General features: G+C 66.7%; 13 protein-coding genes and 1 pseudogene. 6 read left to right on the top strand and 8 right to left on the bottom strand.

Annotation, left to right across the window (positions count from 1 at the left end):
* Nucleotides 1-61: 61 nt before the first annotated feature.
* A complete protein-coding gene (locus GGR90_RS02030) occupies nucleotides 62-1,447 on the bottom strand; it encodes a spinster family MFS transporter (protein WP_167919011.1) in 1,386 nt (461 codons plus the stop codon).
* A 181-nt stretch (nucleotides 1,448-1,628) separates the two neighbouring features.
* On the opposite strand from GGR90_RS02030, the gene GGR90_RS02035 reads away from it, so the two are divergent.
* Together GGR90_RS02035 and GGR90_RS02040 are read left to right on the top strand one after the other, a co-directional pair.
* Nucleotides 1,629-3,770 (top strand): TonB-dependent receptor, encoded by a 2,142-nt coding sequence (locus GGR90_RS02035; protein ID WP_167919013.1) that lies wholly within the window; start codon nucleotides 1,629-1,631, stop codon nucleotides 3,768-3,770.
* Nucleotides 3,771-3,839: 69 nt separating this feature from the next.
* A complete protein-coding gene (locus GGR90_RS02040; protein WP_167919015.1) occupies nucleotides 3,840-4,310 on the top strand; it encodes a DUF3237 domain-containing protein in 471 nt (156 codons plus the stop codon).
* Between the two features lie 15 nt (nucleotides 4,311-4,325).
* Here the strand turns inward: GGR90_RS02040 and GGR90_RS02045 are convergent, their stop codons facing one another.
* From GGR90_RS02045 to GGR90_RS02060, 4 genes are read right to left on the bottom strand one after another with little or no spacing between them, the layout of a single operon-like run.
* The gene (locus GGR90_RS02045; protein ID WP_167919017.1) at nucleotides 4,326-4,610 is read right to left on the bottom strand and encodes a hypothetical protein; all 285 of its coding nucleotides are present in this window, start codon (nucleotides 4,608-4,610) and stop codon (nucleotides 4,326-4,328) included.
* A gap of 1 nt (nucleotide 4,611) precedes the next feature.
* Nucleotides 4,612-7,140 carry a cbb3-type cytochrome c oxidase subunit I gene (locus tag GGR90_RS02050; protein ID WP_167919019.1) on the bottom strand — a complete coding sequence of 843 codons (2,529 nt, stop codon included), beginning with the start codon at nucleotides 7,138-7,140 and terminating at the stop codon, nucleotides 4,612-4,614.
* Nucleotides 7,137-8,090 carry a cytochrome c oxidase subunit II gene (coxB, locus tag GGR90_RS02055; protein WP_167919021.1) on the bottom strand — a complete coding sequence of 318 codons (954 nt, stop codon included), beginning with the start codon at nucleotides 8,088-8,090 and terminating at the stop codon, nucleotides 7,137-7,139. The genes GGR90_RS02050 and coxB overlap by 4 nt, the downstream gene beginning before the upstream one ends.
* Nucleotides 8,080-8,415: a c-type cytochrome gene (locus tag GGR90_RS02060; RefSeq protein WP_245198358.1), complete on the bottom strand. Its 336-nt coding sequence runs from the start codon at nucleotides 8,413-8,415 to the stop codon at nucleotides 8,080-8,082. The genes coxB and GGR90_RS02060 overlap by 11 nt, the downstream gene beginning before the upstream one ends.
* A gap of 151 nt (nucleotides 8,416-8,566) precedes the next feature.
* Between GGR90_RS02060 and GGR90_RS19730 the strand changes: the two are divergent.
* A pseudogene (locus tag GGR90_RS19730) lies at nucleotides 8,567-9,079 on the top strand (c-type cytochrome); the annotation flags it as partial.
* Between the two features lie 13 nt (nucleotides 9,080-9,092).
* Here GGR90_RS19730 and GGR90_RS02070 read toward each other — a convergent pair.
* Nucleotides 9,093-9,755, bottom strand: coding sequence for a cytochrome b (locus GGR90_RS02070; RefSeq protein WP_245198359.1), 663 nt, complete (start codon nucleotides 9,753-9,755; stop codon nucleotides 9,093-9,095).
* Nucleotides 9,752-10,465, bottom strand: a complete 714-nt coding sequence (locus GGR90_RS02075) for a cytochrome c oxidase assembly protein (RefSeq protein WP_245198361.1) — start codon at nucleotides 10,463-10,465, stop codon at nucleotides 9,752-9,754. The genes GGR90_RS02070 and GGR90_RS02075 overlap by 4 nt, the downstream gene beginning before the upstream one ends.
* Before the next feature lie 159 nt (nucleotides 10,466-10,624).
* Here GGR90_RS02075 and GGR90_RS02080 point away from each other — a divergent pair, with 159 nt between their 5' ends.
* Nucleotides 10,625-11,185, top strand: a complete 561-nt coding sequence (locus GGR90_RS02080; protein ID WP_167919027.1) for a protein-L-isoaspartate O-methyltransferase family protein — start codon at nucleotides 10,625-10,627, stop codon at nucleotides 11,183-11,185.
* Here the strand turns inward: GGR90_RS02080 and GGR90_RS02085 are convergent.
* Nucleotides 11,182-13,851, bottom strand: coding sequence for a sensor histidine kinase (locus GGR90_RS02085; RefSeq protein ID WP_209023530.1), 2,670 nt, complete (start codon nucleotides 13,849-13,851; stop codon nucleotides 11,182-11,184). The genes GGR90_RS02080 and GGR90_RS02085 overlap by 4 nt on opposite strands.
* A gap of 265 nt (nucleotides 13,852-14,116) precedes the next feature.
* Here GGR90_RS02085 and kdpF point away from each other — a divergent pair, with 265 nt between their 5' ends.
* Both kdpF and kdpA read left to right on the top strand, forming a co-directional pair.
* The gene (gene kdpF / locus GGR90_RS19580; protein WP_137753255.1) at nucleotides 14,117-14,206 is read left to right on the top strand and encodes a K(+)-transporting ATPase subunit F; all 90 of its coding nucleotides are present in this window, start codon (nucleotides 14,117-14,119) and stop codon (nucleotides 14,204-14,206) included.
* A 13-nt stretch (nucleotides 14,207-14,219) separates the two neighbouring features.
* Entirely contained in the window at nucleotides 14,220-15,923 is a 1,704-nt protein-coding gene (kdpA, locus tag GGR90_RS02095; RefSeq protein WP_167919029.1) for a potassium-transporting ATPase subunit KdpA, read from the top strand.
* Nucleotides 15,924-15,925 lie beyond the last annotated feature (2 nt).

The following is a 15,925-nucleotide window of genomic DNA, read 5'->3' on the forward strand; positions in this document are numbered from 1 at the left end:
ACTTTCCGGTTACACCGGCGTAGCCACCCGAACCATAGGCCCATGGCAACGAGCGCACAGGTCAGCGGGCGGGATCCCCCGTCTCAGCCAGATCGCGAGCGAAGGCCGAAAAGCCCGCGGTCAGGGCGATTGCCGCAAGCGGCAGCGCCACGCCCGTCACCAGCGCGATCGAATAGCGCAGCGCGCCATCGTCGCCGAACAGATGGTCGGTGAGCAGCGCGATCAGCATCGGGCCGAAGCCGAGCCCAATCAGGTTGACGACGAAGAAATAGAGCGCGGTGACGCGGGCGCGATATTCGTTCGGCGTAATGAACTGCAGCGCCACCGTGCCGACGCCGTGCATCGTCAGCATGGGAAAGGCGAGCGCGAGCATGGCGAGGGCAAGCGTGGCGTCGGGCATCAGCACCGCGGCGAGCAAAGGCGGCCCGCCAAGCAGGATCGACAGGCGCATCACGCGCAGATGCGCATCGGCGACCCCTTTTGCGAACAATCGGTCGGCGAGCGTTCCGCCCGCCACCAGCCCCGCGGCGCCGCCCGTCGCCATGATGATACCGAACCACAGGCCGGCTTGCGAAACGTCCATGCCATAGGTGCGCGCGAAAAAGGTCGGCACCCACGCGATCACGCCATACATGACGAGCCCGATTAGCGACATGCCCGCGAACAGCGCCCCGAGCGAAGCCCGGTGTCCGGCCAGATGCGCCATAAATCCGGGCGCCGGCGGCGCCGCGTCGCCGCGCACGGCCGCAGGCTGTCGAACGCCGTGGCGTCGCGGCTCGCGCACCGTCAGCAACAGCAGGCACACGAGCAGCCCTGGCGCCGCGACCCACAGGAAAATCGTGCGCCACGCTTCGACCGGCCCGATCAGCGGCAGGTCGACCATCGGCGCCGCGAGGACCGCCTGAACGACGAACGAGCCGAGGATCAGCGCAACGCCCGAACCGAGCGGTACGCCGATCGAATAGACCGCCATCGCCCGTGCCAGCCGGTCGCGCGGAAAGGTGTCGCTGAGCATCGAATAGGCGGCGGGCGACAGCGCCGCCTCGCCGACCCCGACCCCCATGCGGGCCAGGAACAGCGTCGCATAGCTTCCCGCGAAGCCGCAACCGGCGGTCATCGCGCTCCAGAGCGCCACCCCGACGAGAATGAGATTCCGCCGGTTCCACCGGTCGGCGATCCACGCGATCGGCAGGCCGAGCACGGTATAGAATAAAGCGAAGGCGAGCCCGATGAGCAAGCTGACTTCGGTGTCCGAAATGTCCAGCGCGGCGCGGATCGGCGCGACGAGCAGGGTGAGGATCATCCGGTCGATGAAGGACAGCGTATAGGCGAGCAAAAGAACGCCGACGACGTACCAGCTGTAGAGGGGGCGCGGCCAGCCCTGCCCCGCTTCACCCGCGGCGGCCGCCTCGTCTTGCGATGCGCCTTTCGCGATGTCCGTCGCCATCGACCCCGTCCTCCCAATCGCCGCTCGCTCTTGCGCCGCAAGCCGGCCTGTTATATAGAAACAATTACTTAGAAGACTAAGTAAATTTGCGGCCGAGTCAAGCATGACCGGAACGTACGAAAAACAAAGTGTTGGGAGACGCGAGATGACAAATTTCCGAAGGAAGCAGTCTGTCCTCTTCTTGGCGGTCGCCGCGCTGCCAGCGGCCGCCACGGCGCAGGATTCGGCCGAAGATGCGAGCGGCGACATCATCGTCACGGCGCAGCGACAGGAACAACGGCTTCAGGATGTCCCGGTCTCGGTCACCGCTTTCGGCGCCGAACAGCTTCGCGACAACAGCATCGAAACCGTGCAGGATATCGCGCTCCGCACACCGGGCCTTGCGGTCAGCGCGGTCGATCCGGTCAACACCAACTTCGCGATGCGCGGCATCGGCAGCGCGCCGGGGATCAGCCAGAACGCCGGCGGCGACCCCTCGGTGGTCGTCTTCATCGACGGCGTCTATGCCGGACGCGGCGGTACGCCCGATCTCGACGCGCTCGACCTCGAACGCGTCGAGGTGCTGCGCGGTCCGCAAGGCACATTGTTCGGCAAGAATGCGATCGGCGGCCTCGTCCAGTTCATCAGCCGCAAGCCGACCGATGAGGAGAGCTTCTTTTTCGAGGGCACCTACGGCAATTACGACCGCTTCGGCGTGATCGCGCGCGGCAATATGGCGCTAACCGACAAGGTCTATCTGTCTGCAGGACTGTCGCACAAGCGGCGCGACGGCTTCGAATATAACGAAACCACGGGCAACGACGTCAACGACCTCAACCTGACGACGGGCCGCATCGCGCTGCGTTTCGTGCCCACCGACACGCTCGACATCATCCTGCGCGCCGACATCTCGCATCAGGACCAGAAGGGCAATCCGCGCCACAATAATTGCGACGCCAGCTTTCAGGGCGGCATCCACTGCGTCGGCATCAACCCCGATCCGCGCGTCGTGAACGCTTATATCGACGGCGAGGTCAAACGGACGATCCAGACCTATTCGGCCGAGGCCAACCTCGACCTGCCGTTCGGGACGCTCACTTCGCTCACCGCGCTGCGCAAGGTGAAGTTCAACTTCGTCACCCCCTTCTTCAGCAATCCGGTCAACCCGCCGGCGCAGATCGAATCGACGAGCTTCGGTGAAGAGGACAACAGTCAGTTCAGCCAGGAGCTGCGGCTTTCGTTCGATGCGTGGGACGGCCGGTTGAAGGGCCAGACGGGCGTCTATTTCCTGAAGGAGAACAACGACCGTATCGAAGGGCAGATTCAGGATTTTCCGACCCCCGCAAGCTCGGGGACGGGCATCTATCCGCAGTCGGTCGATGCGCGCAGCTTCGCCATCTTCGGTCAGGTCGATGTCGAGGTCGTGCCGTCGCTGACCGCAACGGTGGGCGCGCGCATGACATGGGAGCGCAAGAGCGGCCGCTTCGCCGGGTTCAAGGCCGACGACGGCCCGGGCCTGCCCCCGCCGCTGGGGTCGCTCGCCGGCTATGACGTGACCGGCAAGAAAAGCTGGAAGGCTTTCACCCCGCGCTTCGCGCTCAACTGGAAGGCGACCGACGACGTACTGCTCTATGCCTCGGTCGCGCGCGGTTACAAGAGCGGCGGTTTCCAGGGATTGTCGGGAACCGCAGCGGGCGCCTCCACCCCCTATGACCCCGAATTCGCCTGGGGCTATGAGGTCGGCGCGAAGACCGACTGGCTCGACCGCCGCCTGCGGCTCAATGTCGCGGCGTTCCGCACCGACTATTCGGACCTCCAGATCTCGCAGCTCATCCCGCTGTGCTGCGTCGTCGTCAGCAACGCGGCGAAAGCGCGGATCAAGGGAATCGAAGTCGAGGCCGTCGCGCGGCCGTTCGACGGGCTCCAGATCGACGGCAGCTACGCCTATCTCGATGCGAAGTTCACCGAATATACCATTCCCGGCCAGGATTATGCGGGCAATCGCCTGCCGCGTTCACCGAAGAACAAGTTCAACATCGGCGGCCAGTATGAAACCCCGATCGGCGACCTGTCGGCCAAGCTGCGCGTCGATTACAGCTGGGTCGACGATGCCTATTTCGAGGCGTCGAACATTCCGCAGCAACTCTGGCCTTCGCACGATAATCTGGATGCGCGGCTGTCGCTTTCTGGCCCAGACGAGCGCTGGGAGCTGTCGCTGTGGGGCAAGAATCTGACCGACGAGCTGACGCCGACCTATGTCACCTATTTCGGTCCCTTTCGTCAGATCCTGACGCCTTATGCGCCGCCGCGTACCTATGGCGTGACGGTCGCGTTCCGGATCTGATCGGGCACGCGCGGCGGCATCCCTTGCGCCGCCGCGCTCCCCTCCCCCTTTTTACCGAAAGGACGACCGATGGAAGAGCCCCGTTTCCGCCATCTTTGCTCATATAAGGCCAGCTTCACCGAGCCGCAGCAGATGATCGGCAAGGCGCATTTCGGGCGCCGGATGATCGCCGCGCTGACCGGCGGCGAGGTCGAGGGCGAGCGGCTGCACGGCCGCGTGATGCCGAGCGGGGGCGACTGGGCGACGATCGACGACAATGACACGTTGCGGCTCGACGCGCGCATCACGATGGAAACCCACGATGGCGCGCTGATCTATGTCTCCTATCGCGGCGTGCTGCGCCCGCTGTCGGTTGCGCACAAGCACGCACGGAAAGGCGGGCCGCAGACTCCCGAAGAAAAGGCCGAGGTCTATTTCCGCACGACGCCGATGTTCGAGACCGGCGACGACCGCTACCTGTGGCTCAACGACATCGTCGCCGTCGGGCTCGGCGCCAGCATCGGCGGCGCGGTTCGCTACGACGTGTTCGAGCTGCTTTAGCCGAGATATACGGCGCTAGCCGATCAGTGCGGGCAGCGCCTGCCAAACGATGGCGAGCGCGCTCAACGCAAGGCCGCCCAGCGCGACGCGCGCGCGCCAGCGCATGAATTCGCCCGCGCGGGAAAGCGGCAGCAGCCGCCAGGCGAGGACGGCGTCGGCCGCCAGACCCGACGCGGTGAGCAGCAAGACGGCGCCCCGCGACGCCGCGCTCTCCCCGGCAAATTCCCCGATGCCGTACAGCGCAAAGAAATGCCCTGCCCAGACCAGCAGCCCACCGAGCAGGATCGCCCATGTCCGCATTTCAGGTCATGCCGATCGCGCGGCCGAACAGCGCACCGGTCAAGCCCTGGGCGGCGGTGTAACAGAGGAAGAGCATCGCCAGGTCGACCGTGTTGCTGCGCGGCTGCGTCATCAACCCGCGCGCCACGCGCGCCGCGCAATAGGCCGCCATGAGCAGCCCGGTGCCGACGGCAAAAGCCTGGAGCGCCTGCAACGCCGCGATCACCGCACCCTGACCGCTCGCCTGCGGCGCGAGTCCCGCCGCGCTCCAGCCGGTCCAATCGAGCCAGAGCGCGCTCCCTGCCGCGAAGGCAGAAGCGAAGAAAAGGCCGACCGGCCAGCGCGCGTCGCGCTTGAGGAGCGGCCTCGCGGCGAGTGCCGCGAGAAAAGCGGCGCCATAGAGGAAATATATCGGCAGGCCCGCGGCCATCGACGGCGGCGGCGCCCAAAAGGCTGGCTGGTTCGAGGCGAGAAAGGCAAGGCTGAAAAGCGCCATGATGAAGATCATCGCCATCACGACGAGCAGGATGACCATCGTCCACCAGCCGTGGCTCGCAGGGCCTGTGACATAGGTCGGCACCATGATGCCCGCCCCGATATCGACCTCCTCATCCCTTACCGGTCGATCGGTTTCCCAGAGCCAGCGCAGTATCGAGACGACGGCGAGTATCGCGCTGACCCACGCGAAGCTGTAGGCCTGCACGGTCAGGGCGAGAAAAAAGCCCGCGGTGAAGACCGCCGCCGCGAAGGGCCAGGCCGAGGGGCCGGGCATGATCTGCAGATATTGGGGCTCGGCGAGCAAGGGGCTGGTGACGATCGTCTCGCGATGACCCGTCGCCGAGCCGGGAAGGAAATGGCGCCCCTTTGCGACATCCCCGGCGAGCCTGGGATCGTCACGCAGCGGCTCGCGGCTGCGCACGACGGGGATCGAACGCGCCGAGTAAAGCTCGCTCGGCAGCCATTCGAGCGTCGCGCCGTCATAGACATTGCCCGCGTTGCCGCCGCCGGGCGCGAGGCGGAAGTTGCGCGCAAGGTCGATCAGAAACAGCAACACCCCCAAGCCAAGCATGAACGCCCCGATCGTCGAAACGAGGTTCGGCAGCTCGAACCCCTGCCCCGGCAGATAGGTATAGACGCGCCGCGGCATGCCCTGGAGACCCGCGAGGTGCATCGGCAGGAAGGCGATATTCATGCCGGCGAACATCAGGGCGAACACCCATTTGGCGAGCCGCTCGGACAATGCGCGCCGGCTGACCATCGGCATCCAGTAATAGAAGGCGGCGAACAGCGGGAAGACCATGCCGCCGATCAGCACATAATGGAGGTGCGCGACGATGAAATAGCTGTCGTGCGCCTGCCAGTCGAAGGGCACCATCGCGACCATCACCCCGGTGAGCCCGCCGGTCACGAAGATGACAATGCTGCCGACAACGAACAGGCCCGGCGCGTTGAAGCTGCGCTGGCCGATCGCGAGCGTCGCGATCCACGAAAAGACCTGGAGGCCCGCGGGGAGGCTCACCGCCATTGAGGCGGCCGAGAAGAAGCCGGTCGTCATCGGCGGCATGCCGGTGGTGAACATATGATGCGCCCATACGCCGAAGCTGATGAAGCCCGTCGCGAGCATCGCGAGCACGATCAGCCGGTAACCGACGAGTTCGGTCTTGGCGACGGTCGCGACGATCATGCTCATCATGCCGGCGGCGGGCAGGAAGATGATGTAGACCTCGGGATGCCCGAAGAACCAGAAAAGATGCTGCCATAAAAGCGGATCGCCGCCGCGCGCCGCGTCGAAGAAGGGCCAATTGAACGCGCGCTCGATCTCGAGCAGCAAGGTGCCGAGAATGATGCTGGGAAAGGCGATGACGATCATCACCGCGAACACGAGCATCGCCCAAGCGAAGATCGGCATCTTGTCGAGGCTCATGCCCGGCGCGCGGGTCCGGAGCACCCCGACGATGATCTCGATCGCGCCGGCGATCGCGCTGATCTCGATGAAGCCGATGCCGAGCAGCCAGAAGTCGGTGTTGATCCCGGGGGAATAGGCTTTCGAGGTGAGCGGCGGATACATGAACCAGCCGCCATCGGGGGCAAGGCCGACGAAGATCGAAGCGAAGAAGCAGAGCCCGCCGACCGCATAAGCCCAGAAGGCATAAGCCGAGAGGCGCGGAAACGGCAGGTCGCGCGCCGCGAGCATCTGCGGCAATAGCAGCACCCCCGCCGCCTCGACCGCGGGCACCGCGAAGAGGAACATCATCACCGTGCCGTGCATGGTGAAGACCTGATTATAGGTCGCCTGCGGCAATATCTCGAGCATCGGTGCGGCGAGCTGCGCGCGCATCAGCAGCGCGAGGACGCCCGCCATCAGGAAGAAGAGAAAGGCGGTGCCGAGATAATAGATGCCGACATAATTATTGTTGACGACGGTCAGATATTCCCAGCCCTTCGGCTTGCACCAGATGCGCCGGAGTTCCTCTTCCTCACCCTCGGGGCGCGGCTCCTTGGTGGGGAATCGATCGTAGAGAGCGGGATCGAAGCCGGTCTCGGACCTCATTTCAGCGTCACCAGATAATCGCTGACGGCGCGCAGCTCGTCGCCGCTGAACTGGTGATAGGCGGGCATGCGGTTGCCCGGCTTGATCGCCTGGCTGTCGGCGATCCAGCCCGCCATCGTGCCGGGATTGTTCGGCAGGATTCCCGCGCCGAGCGTCCGGCGCGAACCGACATGGGTGAGGTCGGGGCCCGCCAGACCGTTCGCGGGGGTGCCGCGAATCGTGTGGCATGCCGCGCAGCCGCTCGACAGGAAAAGCGCGAGCCCGCGCCCCGCGCCAGCGCTTTCCGGCAACCGCGAGGCCCGCCAGCGCGCGAAATCCGCGGGGCTGTGCGCGACGACGATAAAACCCATCAGCGCGTGCGGCCCGCCGCAATATTCGGCGCATTGCCCCTTGTAGATGCCGGGGGCGTCGGCCTGGATGAGCAGCCGGTTGGTGCGCCCGGGAATCATGTCCATCTTGCCGCCGAGGCGCGGCACCCAAAAGCTGTGGATCACGTCGGCCGCCTCGAGTTCGAGCAGCACCGGCCTGCCGACCGGGATGTGCAACTCGTTCGCGTCGCGCAGCATCTCGCGGCCGTCGGCGTCCTGATAATGGACGCGCCACCACCACATTTCGCCGATGATCTTGACGCGCATCGCGTCACCGGCGACGCGCGTCGCCGACAGCGAGCTGGTGAGCGTCAGGCCCCAGATCAGCAATCCGGTGAGCACGACCGCCGGAAAGGCGAAGCCGAGCGCCCAGATCGCGCGCTCGCCGCCGAGCCGCGTCTTGAGCCTTGGCGGGCCGAAAAGCGCGATACCCAGCATCGCTAGCACGATCACCAGCACCGCGCCGCCGCCGAGCAGCAGCACCCAGGCGAGTGTCGTCACCGACTCCGCAAAAGGTCCGGCGGGGTCAAGCACTGGCGGCGGCCAGCCCCCGGCGGCAAGAGGCTCCGTCCTACTCGTCATGCAGGCTCGAAAGCCATGCGGCGATATCGCGCGCGTCGCGCTCGCTCATCGCGATAGCGGGCATTGTCGTTCCCGGTATCAGCGCCGGTGCGTCGCGGACGAAGCGGGCGAGCGGCGCGGGGCGATTGGGCAGCTCGCCCGCGATCAGCGCGCGATCGCCAAAACCCGCAAGCGGCGGTCCGACTCGTCCTTGGGGCCAATCGATACCGGGCATGGCATGGCAGGCGCCGCAGCCGAGGCGGTAGGCGGCGGCTTTGCCGCGCGCGATCGCGTCGGGGTCGGCGGTGCCGCTATCGATCGCCGGAGGGCTGCAGGCCGTCAGCATCATGCTCGTCAATCCGATCAAACCCCCTGCCCGGCGCATGGCCCTTCCTTCGTTTGCCCCCATCCTTCGCTTGCCTCCAAGGGAACCACCCCGCGGCGACAATGGTTCCCACAGGGTGCGCGCGCTGCCCCTCTTCCTTCTGGCCCCCTTGATGGGGTGCGGCGCGCCGCCGCATCAAAGCCCGTTCCGCGCGACGGGCGAGGTGATCGCGTTCAGTGGCGGCGACGGCGGGGCCAAGGCCGCCTGCGCGACGTGTCACGGGCTGGCGGGAGAAGGCGACGGCCGCGAGACCCCGCGCCTCGCCGGGCTCGACCCCGGCTATCTGCACCGCCAGCTCGACGATTATGCCAATGGCCGGCGCGATCACCTGGTGATGCGGACGATTGCGCTGCGGTTGGGCGACCGCGATCGCGCGAAAGTCTCGGCCTATTATGCGGGGTTGGCGCCGCCGCCGATGGAAGTCGGTGGCCGAAACGCCGCCGGCGAACGCCTCTACCGCCTCGGCGATCCAGGGCGCGGGCTAGCGGCGTGCGCGACGTGCCACGGCGCGGGCGGCGAAAGCGTCGGCGCGGGCAATCCGCCGCTCGCTGGTCAGCCCGCCGCCTATCTTGCCGCCCAGCTTCGGGCTTGGCGCGAGGGAAAGCGGCGTAACGATCCGCTCGGCGAGATGCGCGAAATCAGCCGCCGGCTTTCACCTTCCGAGGTCGCGGCGGTTTCGGCCTATGCGGCGGGGCTTTCTCCGCATCGCCCTCCAGATCGGGCAGCATCCCGCGCAACACATCGTGGCGATCCCAGAAATGATGCTTCAGCGCCGCCCCCACGTGGATCGGGATCATCGCCACCAGCAGGAGGATGAGCAGCGCGTGGATGCCCTCGCCCCAGTCGAGGATCCACCACTGGATCGCGGGCGCGAGCGTATCGAACGGCATATAGGGAAAAGGGACGATACCGGCGATCTTGAGCGGCTCGCCCTCGACCGCCGACCACATCGCCCAGCCGCTCAGGGGCAGGCCGAAAAAACAGACATAGAAGAGGATATGCGTGACATAGGCCGCCGCGGTCTGCCAGCCGAGGCGGTCGGCGTCGTTGATCGGGCCCGGAACGATCAGCCGCCAGAGCGCGCGCAGCACCGCAAGCACGAGCATGAGCAGCCCAAGCTCGGCGTGGACGCGAAAGGCCTCGAGCTTGTCCCCGCCCGCGGGAATCCGGCTCATCCACCAGCCCCACCCGAGCTGGAACAGTATGAGCGCCGCCATCGTCCAATGGAAAATCTGTCCGACCGGGGTATAACGCCGGTCGTCGGCGTAGCGCGCGGCCCAGGCCTGGATCGCCTCGATCATGCCCGTGCCTGCTCGGGCGTCAGCAGGCGCCAGCCGCGCCAGAGCGTCGCCGCGAGATAGAAGACCGCGGCGGGCGCCCACATGATGAGGCCGGCGAGTTGCTGGTCTTCGAGCGGAGTCAGATCCCACGCCATCGTCGTCGCATAATGCGGCGCATAAAGCGGCGCGCCGGCGAAAGTGATCAACGCGCCGAGCAAGCCCATCTGAACCATCATCGCGAGCAGCAGCAGGATCGCCGTGGGCGAGGACGCGCGCCGCAGCACGCCCCAGAAGGCGGCCGCGCTTGCGAGCAGCGACAGCTGCATCGTCCAGAAGAAGAGGTCGGTTGAAAGCGCCGCCGTGTAGGGCGCAGGCGCGTGCCAGAACCAGAACAGCAGGATATGCAACGCCGCCCAGAGCGCCGCGCTTCCGCGAACGACGAAGCGCGGTATGCCCCACAGCAGCAGCGGAGCCGCCACAGCGGTCAGCAGAACATGATGCGCGACGCGCACCGAAAAGAGCGCCGAGGACAGGGCGCAGAGCGGCGATATGAAGAGGAGGATCAGCATGCCCATCGCGGCCCAGAAGGGCGGCGCGACATCGCGGTGCAGGCCAAGAAAAGCGATCAGCCCGAGCACGAGCAGGAGCCAGGGATCGCCATTCCAGCGCGCGAGCCAGTCGCCCGGCAACGGCGCCGCGCCGCAATAGGGGATCCAGCTTCGCTCCATCATGCGCCTTTCTCCACCTTCGAACGTCGCCCGCCCGTGCGGGTTCCGCGCCCGCGAAACCAATCGCCATGCAGCGCATTGTTCGGGGAGGGCGGCACGAAGAAAGGCGGGGAGGCGCCCCCGCCGGCAGGAAGGGGACTGAACGCACCGGAGGAGGTCGCGATGGCCGATGTCAGTGATCGCCGCAACGCCATGGTCGACCATCAGATTGTGGCGCGCGGCGTGCGCGATGCGCGAGTGCTGGACGCGATGCGCGAAGTCCCGCGCGAACGCTTCGTTCCCGGCACCCTCGCCGAATTCGCCTATGAGGACACGCCGCTGCCGATCGAGGCGGGGCAGACGATCTCGCAGCCCTATATCGTCGCGCTGATGCTTGAGGCCGCGAAGATTCAGCCCGAGGACCGCATCCTCGAAATCGGCGTCGGGTTGGTGGCCGCCGGCGGTCCCTCGGTTCCCGACCCGCTTCGCCGGCAGCTCGCGCCTGGCGGCCGTCTCGTCATCCCGATCGGCGACGCCGACGAGCAACGGTTGATGCGGGTAACCCGCATAGGCAAGGACGGCTTCGTCGAGGACGACCTCGGCACCGTCCGCTTCGTCCCGCTGATCGGCGAGCATGGTTGGCGGAATAGCGAGCGTCGCCCCGACGATGAAACGCCCGCCGCGATCGAAAGGCGCGGCTTTCGCCGGGATGACGATTCAGTCAAAAATGGGTCCTGGCCCTAATCGCCGGGAACCACGGCTACGATCAACTCCGGAGGAAACCGCAGCGTAAAGACGGCGCCGCCTTCGGGGTGATTGGCGGCCTCCAGCCCGATACCAAGCGCGTCGGAAAATCCTTTCGCGATGGCGAGGCCCAAACCGCTCCCCCCGTGGCGATCGCTACCCTTGCCTCGCGCAAAGGTGTCGAAGATCATTGGCTCGGCGCCCGGCTCCAACCCTTCGCCTCGGTCCCGAACCGCGAGCAACACGGCGTCGGGGGTCCGGCGTCCGATGATCGAGATCGGCCCGGCATTGCCGCCATGCTGGACGGCGTTGGCGACCAGGTTGAGCAGAATATGATGAAGCAGCCGCTCGTCGGTCCTGACGAACGGCAGGCTGGCGGGAACCTGAAAATCGATATGGTGGCCGCGCAGCACATCCTTGAGGTCGTGGACGACGCCGGCGACCGCATCGGTCAGGTCGACCGACGCCATGCTGAGATGGACGCCCCCGGCGTCGATTCGCACCAGTTCGATCAGATTGTCGAGAAAACGGCGCAGGCGCGACAGCTCGGCGCGCGCGGTCAGCAGCGAGCGGGCGTCCGGATACTCGGCGCCGATCGCTTCGATCGCGGCGGTCACCCCGGTCAGCGGGGTGCGCAGATCATGGCCGATCGACGACAGCAACGCCGCACGCAACCGGTCGCGCTCCTCGAGCACCGACAGACCGCGCATCTCGTCCTCGAGATGGAGGCGTTCGTGCGCCAGCGCGGCCTGCCCGATCAGGGTCGCGAGCAGGGTCGCCTTGTCGGCGGCGACCGGCGCGCCGTCGTCGTCGCGCGCGATGCCAAGCACCGCGAGCACGCCGAGGCTGGTCTTGAGCGGATGGAATTGCCAGTCGGACGCGAGCAAGGTGCCGGTGCCGCGCCCGGCGGGTTCGCCGCTGGTCCACGCCCATTCGGCCGCGGCCTGATCGATCGGCGACATCGCCGCCTCACGCGGGCGCGCCACGATGGGGCTCAGAACGCCGTCGGTTTCGGCGAGCATGACACAGCGCACACCGAGCAGCCGCGACACTTCGTCGCAAGTTGCGATCGCGGTCGCTTCGCGATCCGCCGCACGCGCCAGCATTTGCCCGAACGCCGCGAGCGCGGCATTTTCCTCGGCGCTGCGCACCCCGATCCGGGCGCGGGTCCTGAGCCGACCCGCGAGGTTGCTGGTAACGGCCGCAACGCCGGTCAGCACCAGCATCGTCAGCACGCTTTGCGGATCCGCAATGGTGAAGGTGTGGATGGGGTCGAGGAAAAAAAAGTTGAACGCCAGTGCCGCGACGATGCTGGCGAACAGCCCGGAGCGGAGGCCATAGAGCGTCGCGGTGACGATCACCGGGACGAGATAAATCAGATCGACCGCGCCGCCCCCGATCAGCGGTTCGATGAGCTTTGCAAGCAGCGTCGTCGCCGCGATCAAAGCCAGCGCACCCGCATAGGCGGCCGGCTGGCCCCAGCCGCGCAGCCATGCTTTCCACCCGGCCTCGCCGGTCGCCGCCTCAAGCGATGGAATGACGTGGACCGCCAGATCCTTGGACCCGCGGATCAGCGTTTCGACCACCGACCCGTGGCGCAGCTCGAACCACCAGCTGCGCTGCGAACGGCCAATGATCAGCTGCGTCGCGCGCTGCGCCTCGATCTGACCGCGCAGCCCGGCGATGACATTTTCGGACGGGATGGTGGCGATCGTCGCGCCGAGAGTGGCGGCGAGCGATAGTGCCGCGGCAATCCGCCGCTTGGCATCCTCGTCGAAATTCTGGCTGCGCGGGGTCTCGATATGGACGGCGGTCCATGGCGCGTTGAGCCCGTCCGCGAGCCGTTTCGCGGTCCGAACCAGCGCATCGGCGCCCGGTTGTTCGCTGATCGCCACCAGGATGCGCTCGCCCGCCGCATAAGTCCCCGCGACCCCGCCGGCGTCGAGGTCCTGCAGCATCTGGCGATCGACGCTGAGCGCGGCGCGGCGCAGCGCCATTTCGCGCAGCGCCGACAGATTCGGCTTTGAAAAGAAATGACCGAGCGCCCGCGACGCTTCCTGCGGCACATAGACCTTGCCGTGCTTCAGCCGGTCGATCAATTCATCGGGCGGGAGGTCGACGAGCTTGATCTCGGCGCCCTCGAACACGCTGTCGGGCACGGTCTCGCGCACCCGGACGCGGGTGAAGCTCGCGACCACGTCGTTGAGGCTCTCGACATGCTGGATGTTGAGCGTCGTATAGACGTCGATCCCCGCATCGAGCAGTTCGGCGACATCCTGCCAGCGTTTCGGATGGCGGCTGCCCTCGACGTTGCTATGCGCATATTCGTCGACCAGCGCGAGCGCGGGCGCGCGCCGGAGCACGGCGTCGAGGTCCATTTCGGTCAGGCGGTGGCCGCGATATTCGATTTCGCGCCGCGGCACGACCTCCATGCCGTCCAGCAAGGCTTCGGTTTCGGCGCGGCCGTGCGTTTCGGCGACCGCGACGACGACGTCGACACCTTCGCGCTTCAGCGCGGCGCCCTCGGTGAGCATCGCAAAGGTCTTGCCGACCCCCGGCGCCGCGCCGAGGAAGATTTTCAACCGCCCGCGCTCCTCGCGCCGCGCCTGACGCAGCAAGGCGTCGGGCGATGGTTTTTTACCGGACGAAGGCAGGGCCGGTGGCATGGCGCGGGCTTAGCGCAGCGAAGGACGGCGCGCCACGCCGCACCGCAGATCTTTACGGAAACTTTATGCCGATCGCCGGATTCGCCCGCGAAACTTTATGGCGAAGGGGCGTAGCGGGGCCACATCCCGTCGGTCCAGCGGCCATCGCCCGCCGGCCCGACCTTGCCGGAGAAACCCTATGTCCGATCTATTGTGGCTCGGCCTCATCGCCCTGCTGTTCGCCGCGACGCTCGCTTACGCGCGCCTGTGCGACGGAGCCTGACGCGTGTCGACTTCGCTGATTCTCGCCGGCGTCACTGCCGCCGCGCTGCTCGTCTATTTGCTCGCCGTCCTGCTGCGGCCCGAGCGCTTCTGATCGGAACCCGACGATGACCGTTTCCGGCTGGGCCTTGATCCTGCTTTTCGTCACTATCCTCGCCGCGCTCGCGAAGCCGATGGGGCTCTGGCTGTTCGCGCTCTACGAAGGGCGCTCCACCCCGCTGCACCGCTTGCTCGGTCCGGTCGAGCGCGGCTTCTACCGTCTCGCCGGAATCGATCCGGGCGCGGAACAGGGCTGGCGCCGCTACGCGCTGCACATGCTGCTCTTCAACCTCGCGCTGGCGATCTTCACTTATGCGATTCTGCGATTGCAGGGGGTTCTGCCCGGCAATCCGCGGGGTTTTGCGGGCGTCGGCGCCGACGGCGCGTTCAACACCGCGGTCAGCTTTACCACCAACACCAACTGGCAATGGTATGCGGGCGAGACGACGCTGTCGAACCTGTCGCAGATGCTGGGGCTGACGATCCAGAATTTCCTGTCGGCGGCGACCGGCATCGCCGTCGCCTTCGCGCTGTTCCGCGGCTTCGCGCGGCGCGAAATGAAGACGATCGGCAATTTCTGGGCCGATATGACGCGCGCGACCCTCTATCTCCTGCTTCCGATCTGCGTCGTTTATGCGGTCTTCCTGATCGCGAGCGGGGTGCCGCAGACGCTCGCCGGCTGGGTCGACGCGACGACGCTCGAAGGGGTGAAGCAGACGATCGCGCTCGGCCCCGTCGCGAGCCAGGAAGCGATCAAGATGCTCGGCACCAACGGCGGCGGCTTCTTCAACGCCAACAGCGCGCATCCGTTCGAGAATCCGACCGCGCTCACCAACCTTGTCCAGATGCTGTCGATCTTCGCGATCGGCGTCGGCATGCCTTGGTGCTTCGGCAAGGCGGTCGGCGATACGCGCCAGGGCTGGGCGATCCTCGCCGCGATGGGCGTGCTGTTCATCGCCGGGATCACCGTCGCCTATTGGCAGGAAGCCACAGGCAATCCCCTGCTGCACCAGCTCGGTGCCGGCGGCGGCAATATGGAGGGCAAGGAGGTGCGCTTCGGCATCGCCGCCTCGGCCCTCTTCGCGGTCGTCACCACCGCGGCGTCGTGCGGCGCGGTCAATGCGATGCACGACAGCTTCACCGCGCTCGGCGGCATGATCCCGCTGTTCAACATGCAGCTCGGCGAGGTGATCGTCGGCGGCGTCGGCGCGGGCATTTACGGTTTCCTGCTGTTCGCCATCCTCGCGGTGTTCGTCGCCGGCCTGATGGTCGGGCGCACTCCCGAATATGTCGGCAAGAAGATCGAGGCGCGCGAGGTCAAGCTCGCAATGCTCGCGGTCGCGGTGCTGCCGCTCGTCATTCTGGGGTTCACCGCGCTCGGCAGCGTGCTGCCCGCCGGCCTCGCAGGACCGCTCAACAAGGGGCCGCACGGCTTTTCGGAGATCCTCTACGCCTTCACCTCGGGCGCCGGAAACAATGGCTCGGCCTTCGCCGGTCTCTCGGCGGGCACGCCCTTCTATAACGGTCTGCTCGGGATCGCGATGTGGCTCGGACGCTTCTTCGTGATCGTCCCCATCCTCGCCATCGCGGGCAGCCTCGCCGCCAAGCGCCACACCGCGGCGACCAGCGGCTCCTTTCCCACCACCGGCGGATTGTGGGTCGGCCTGCTCGTCGGAGTGATCCTGATCCTCGGCGGCCTCACCTTCCTGCCCAGCCTCGCGCTTGGTCCGATTGCCGATCACCTCGCGGTGGCCGGCGGCCGGCTTTTCTGAGG

The sequence above is a fragment of the Sphingopyxis italica genome, from assembly GCF_011926545.1.
Taxonomy (GTDB): Bacteria; Pseudomonadota; Alphaproteobacteria; order Sphingomonadales; family Sphingomonadaceae; genus Sphingopyxis; species Sphingopyxis italica.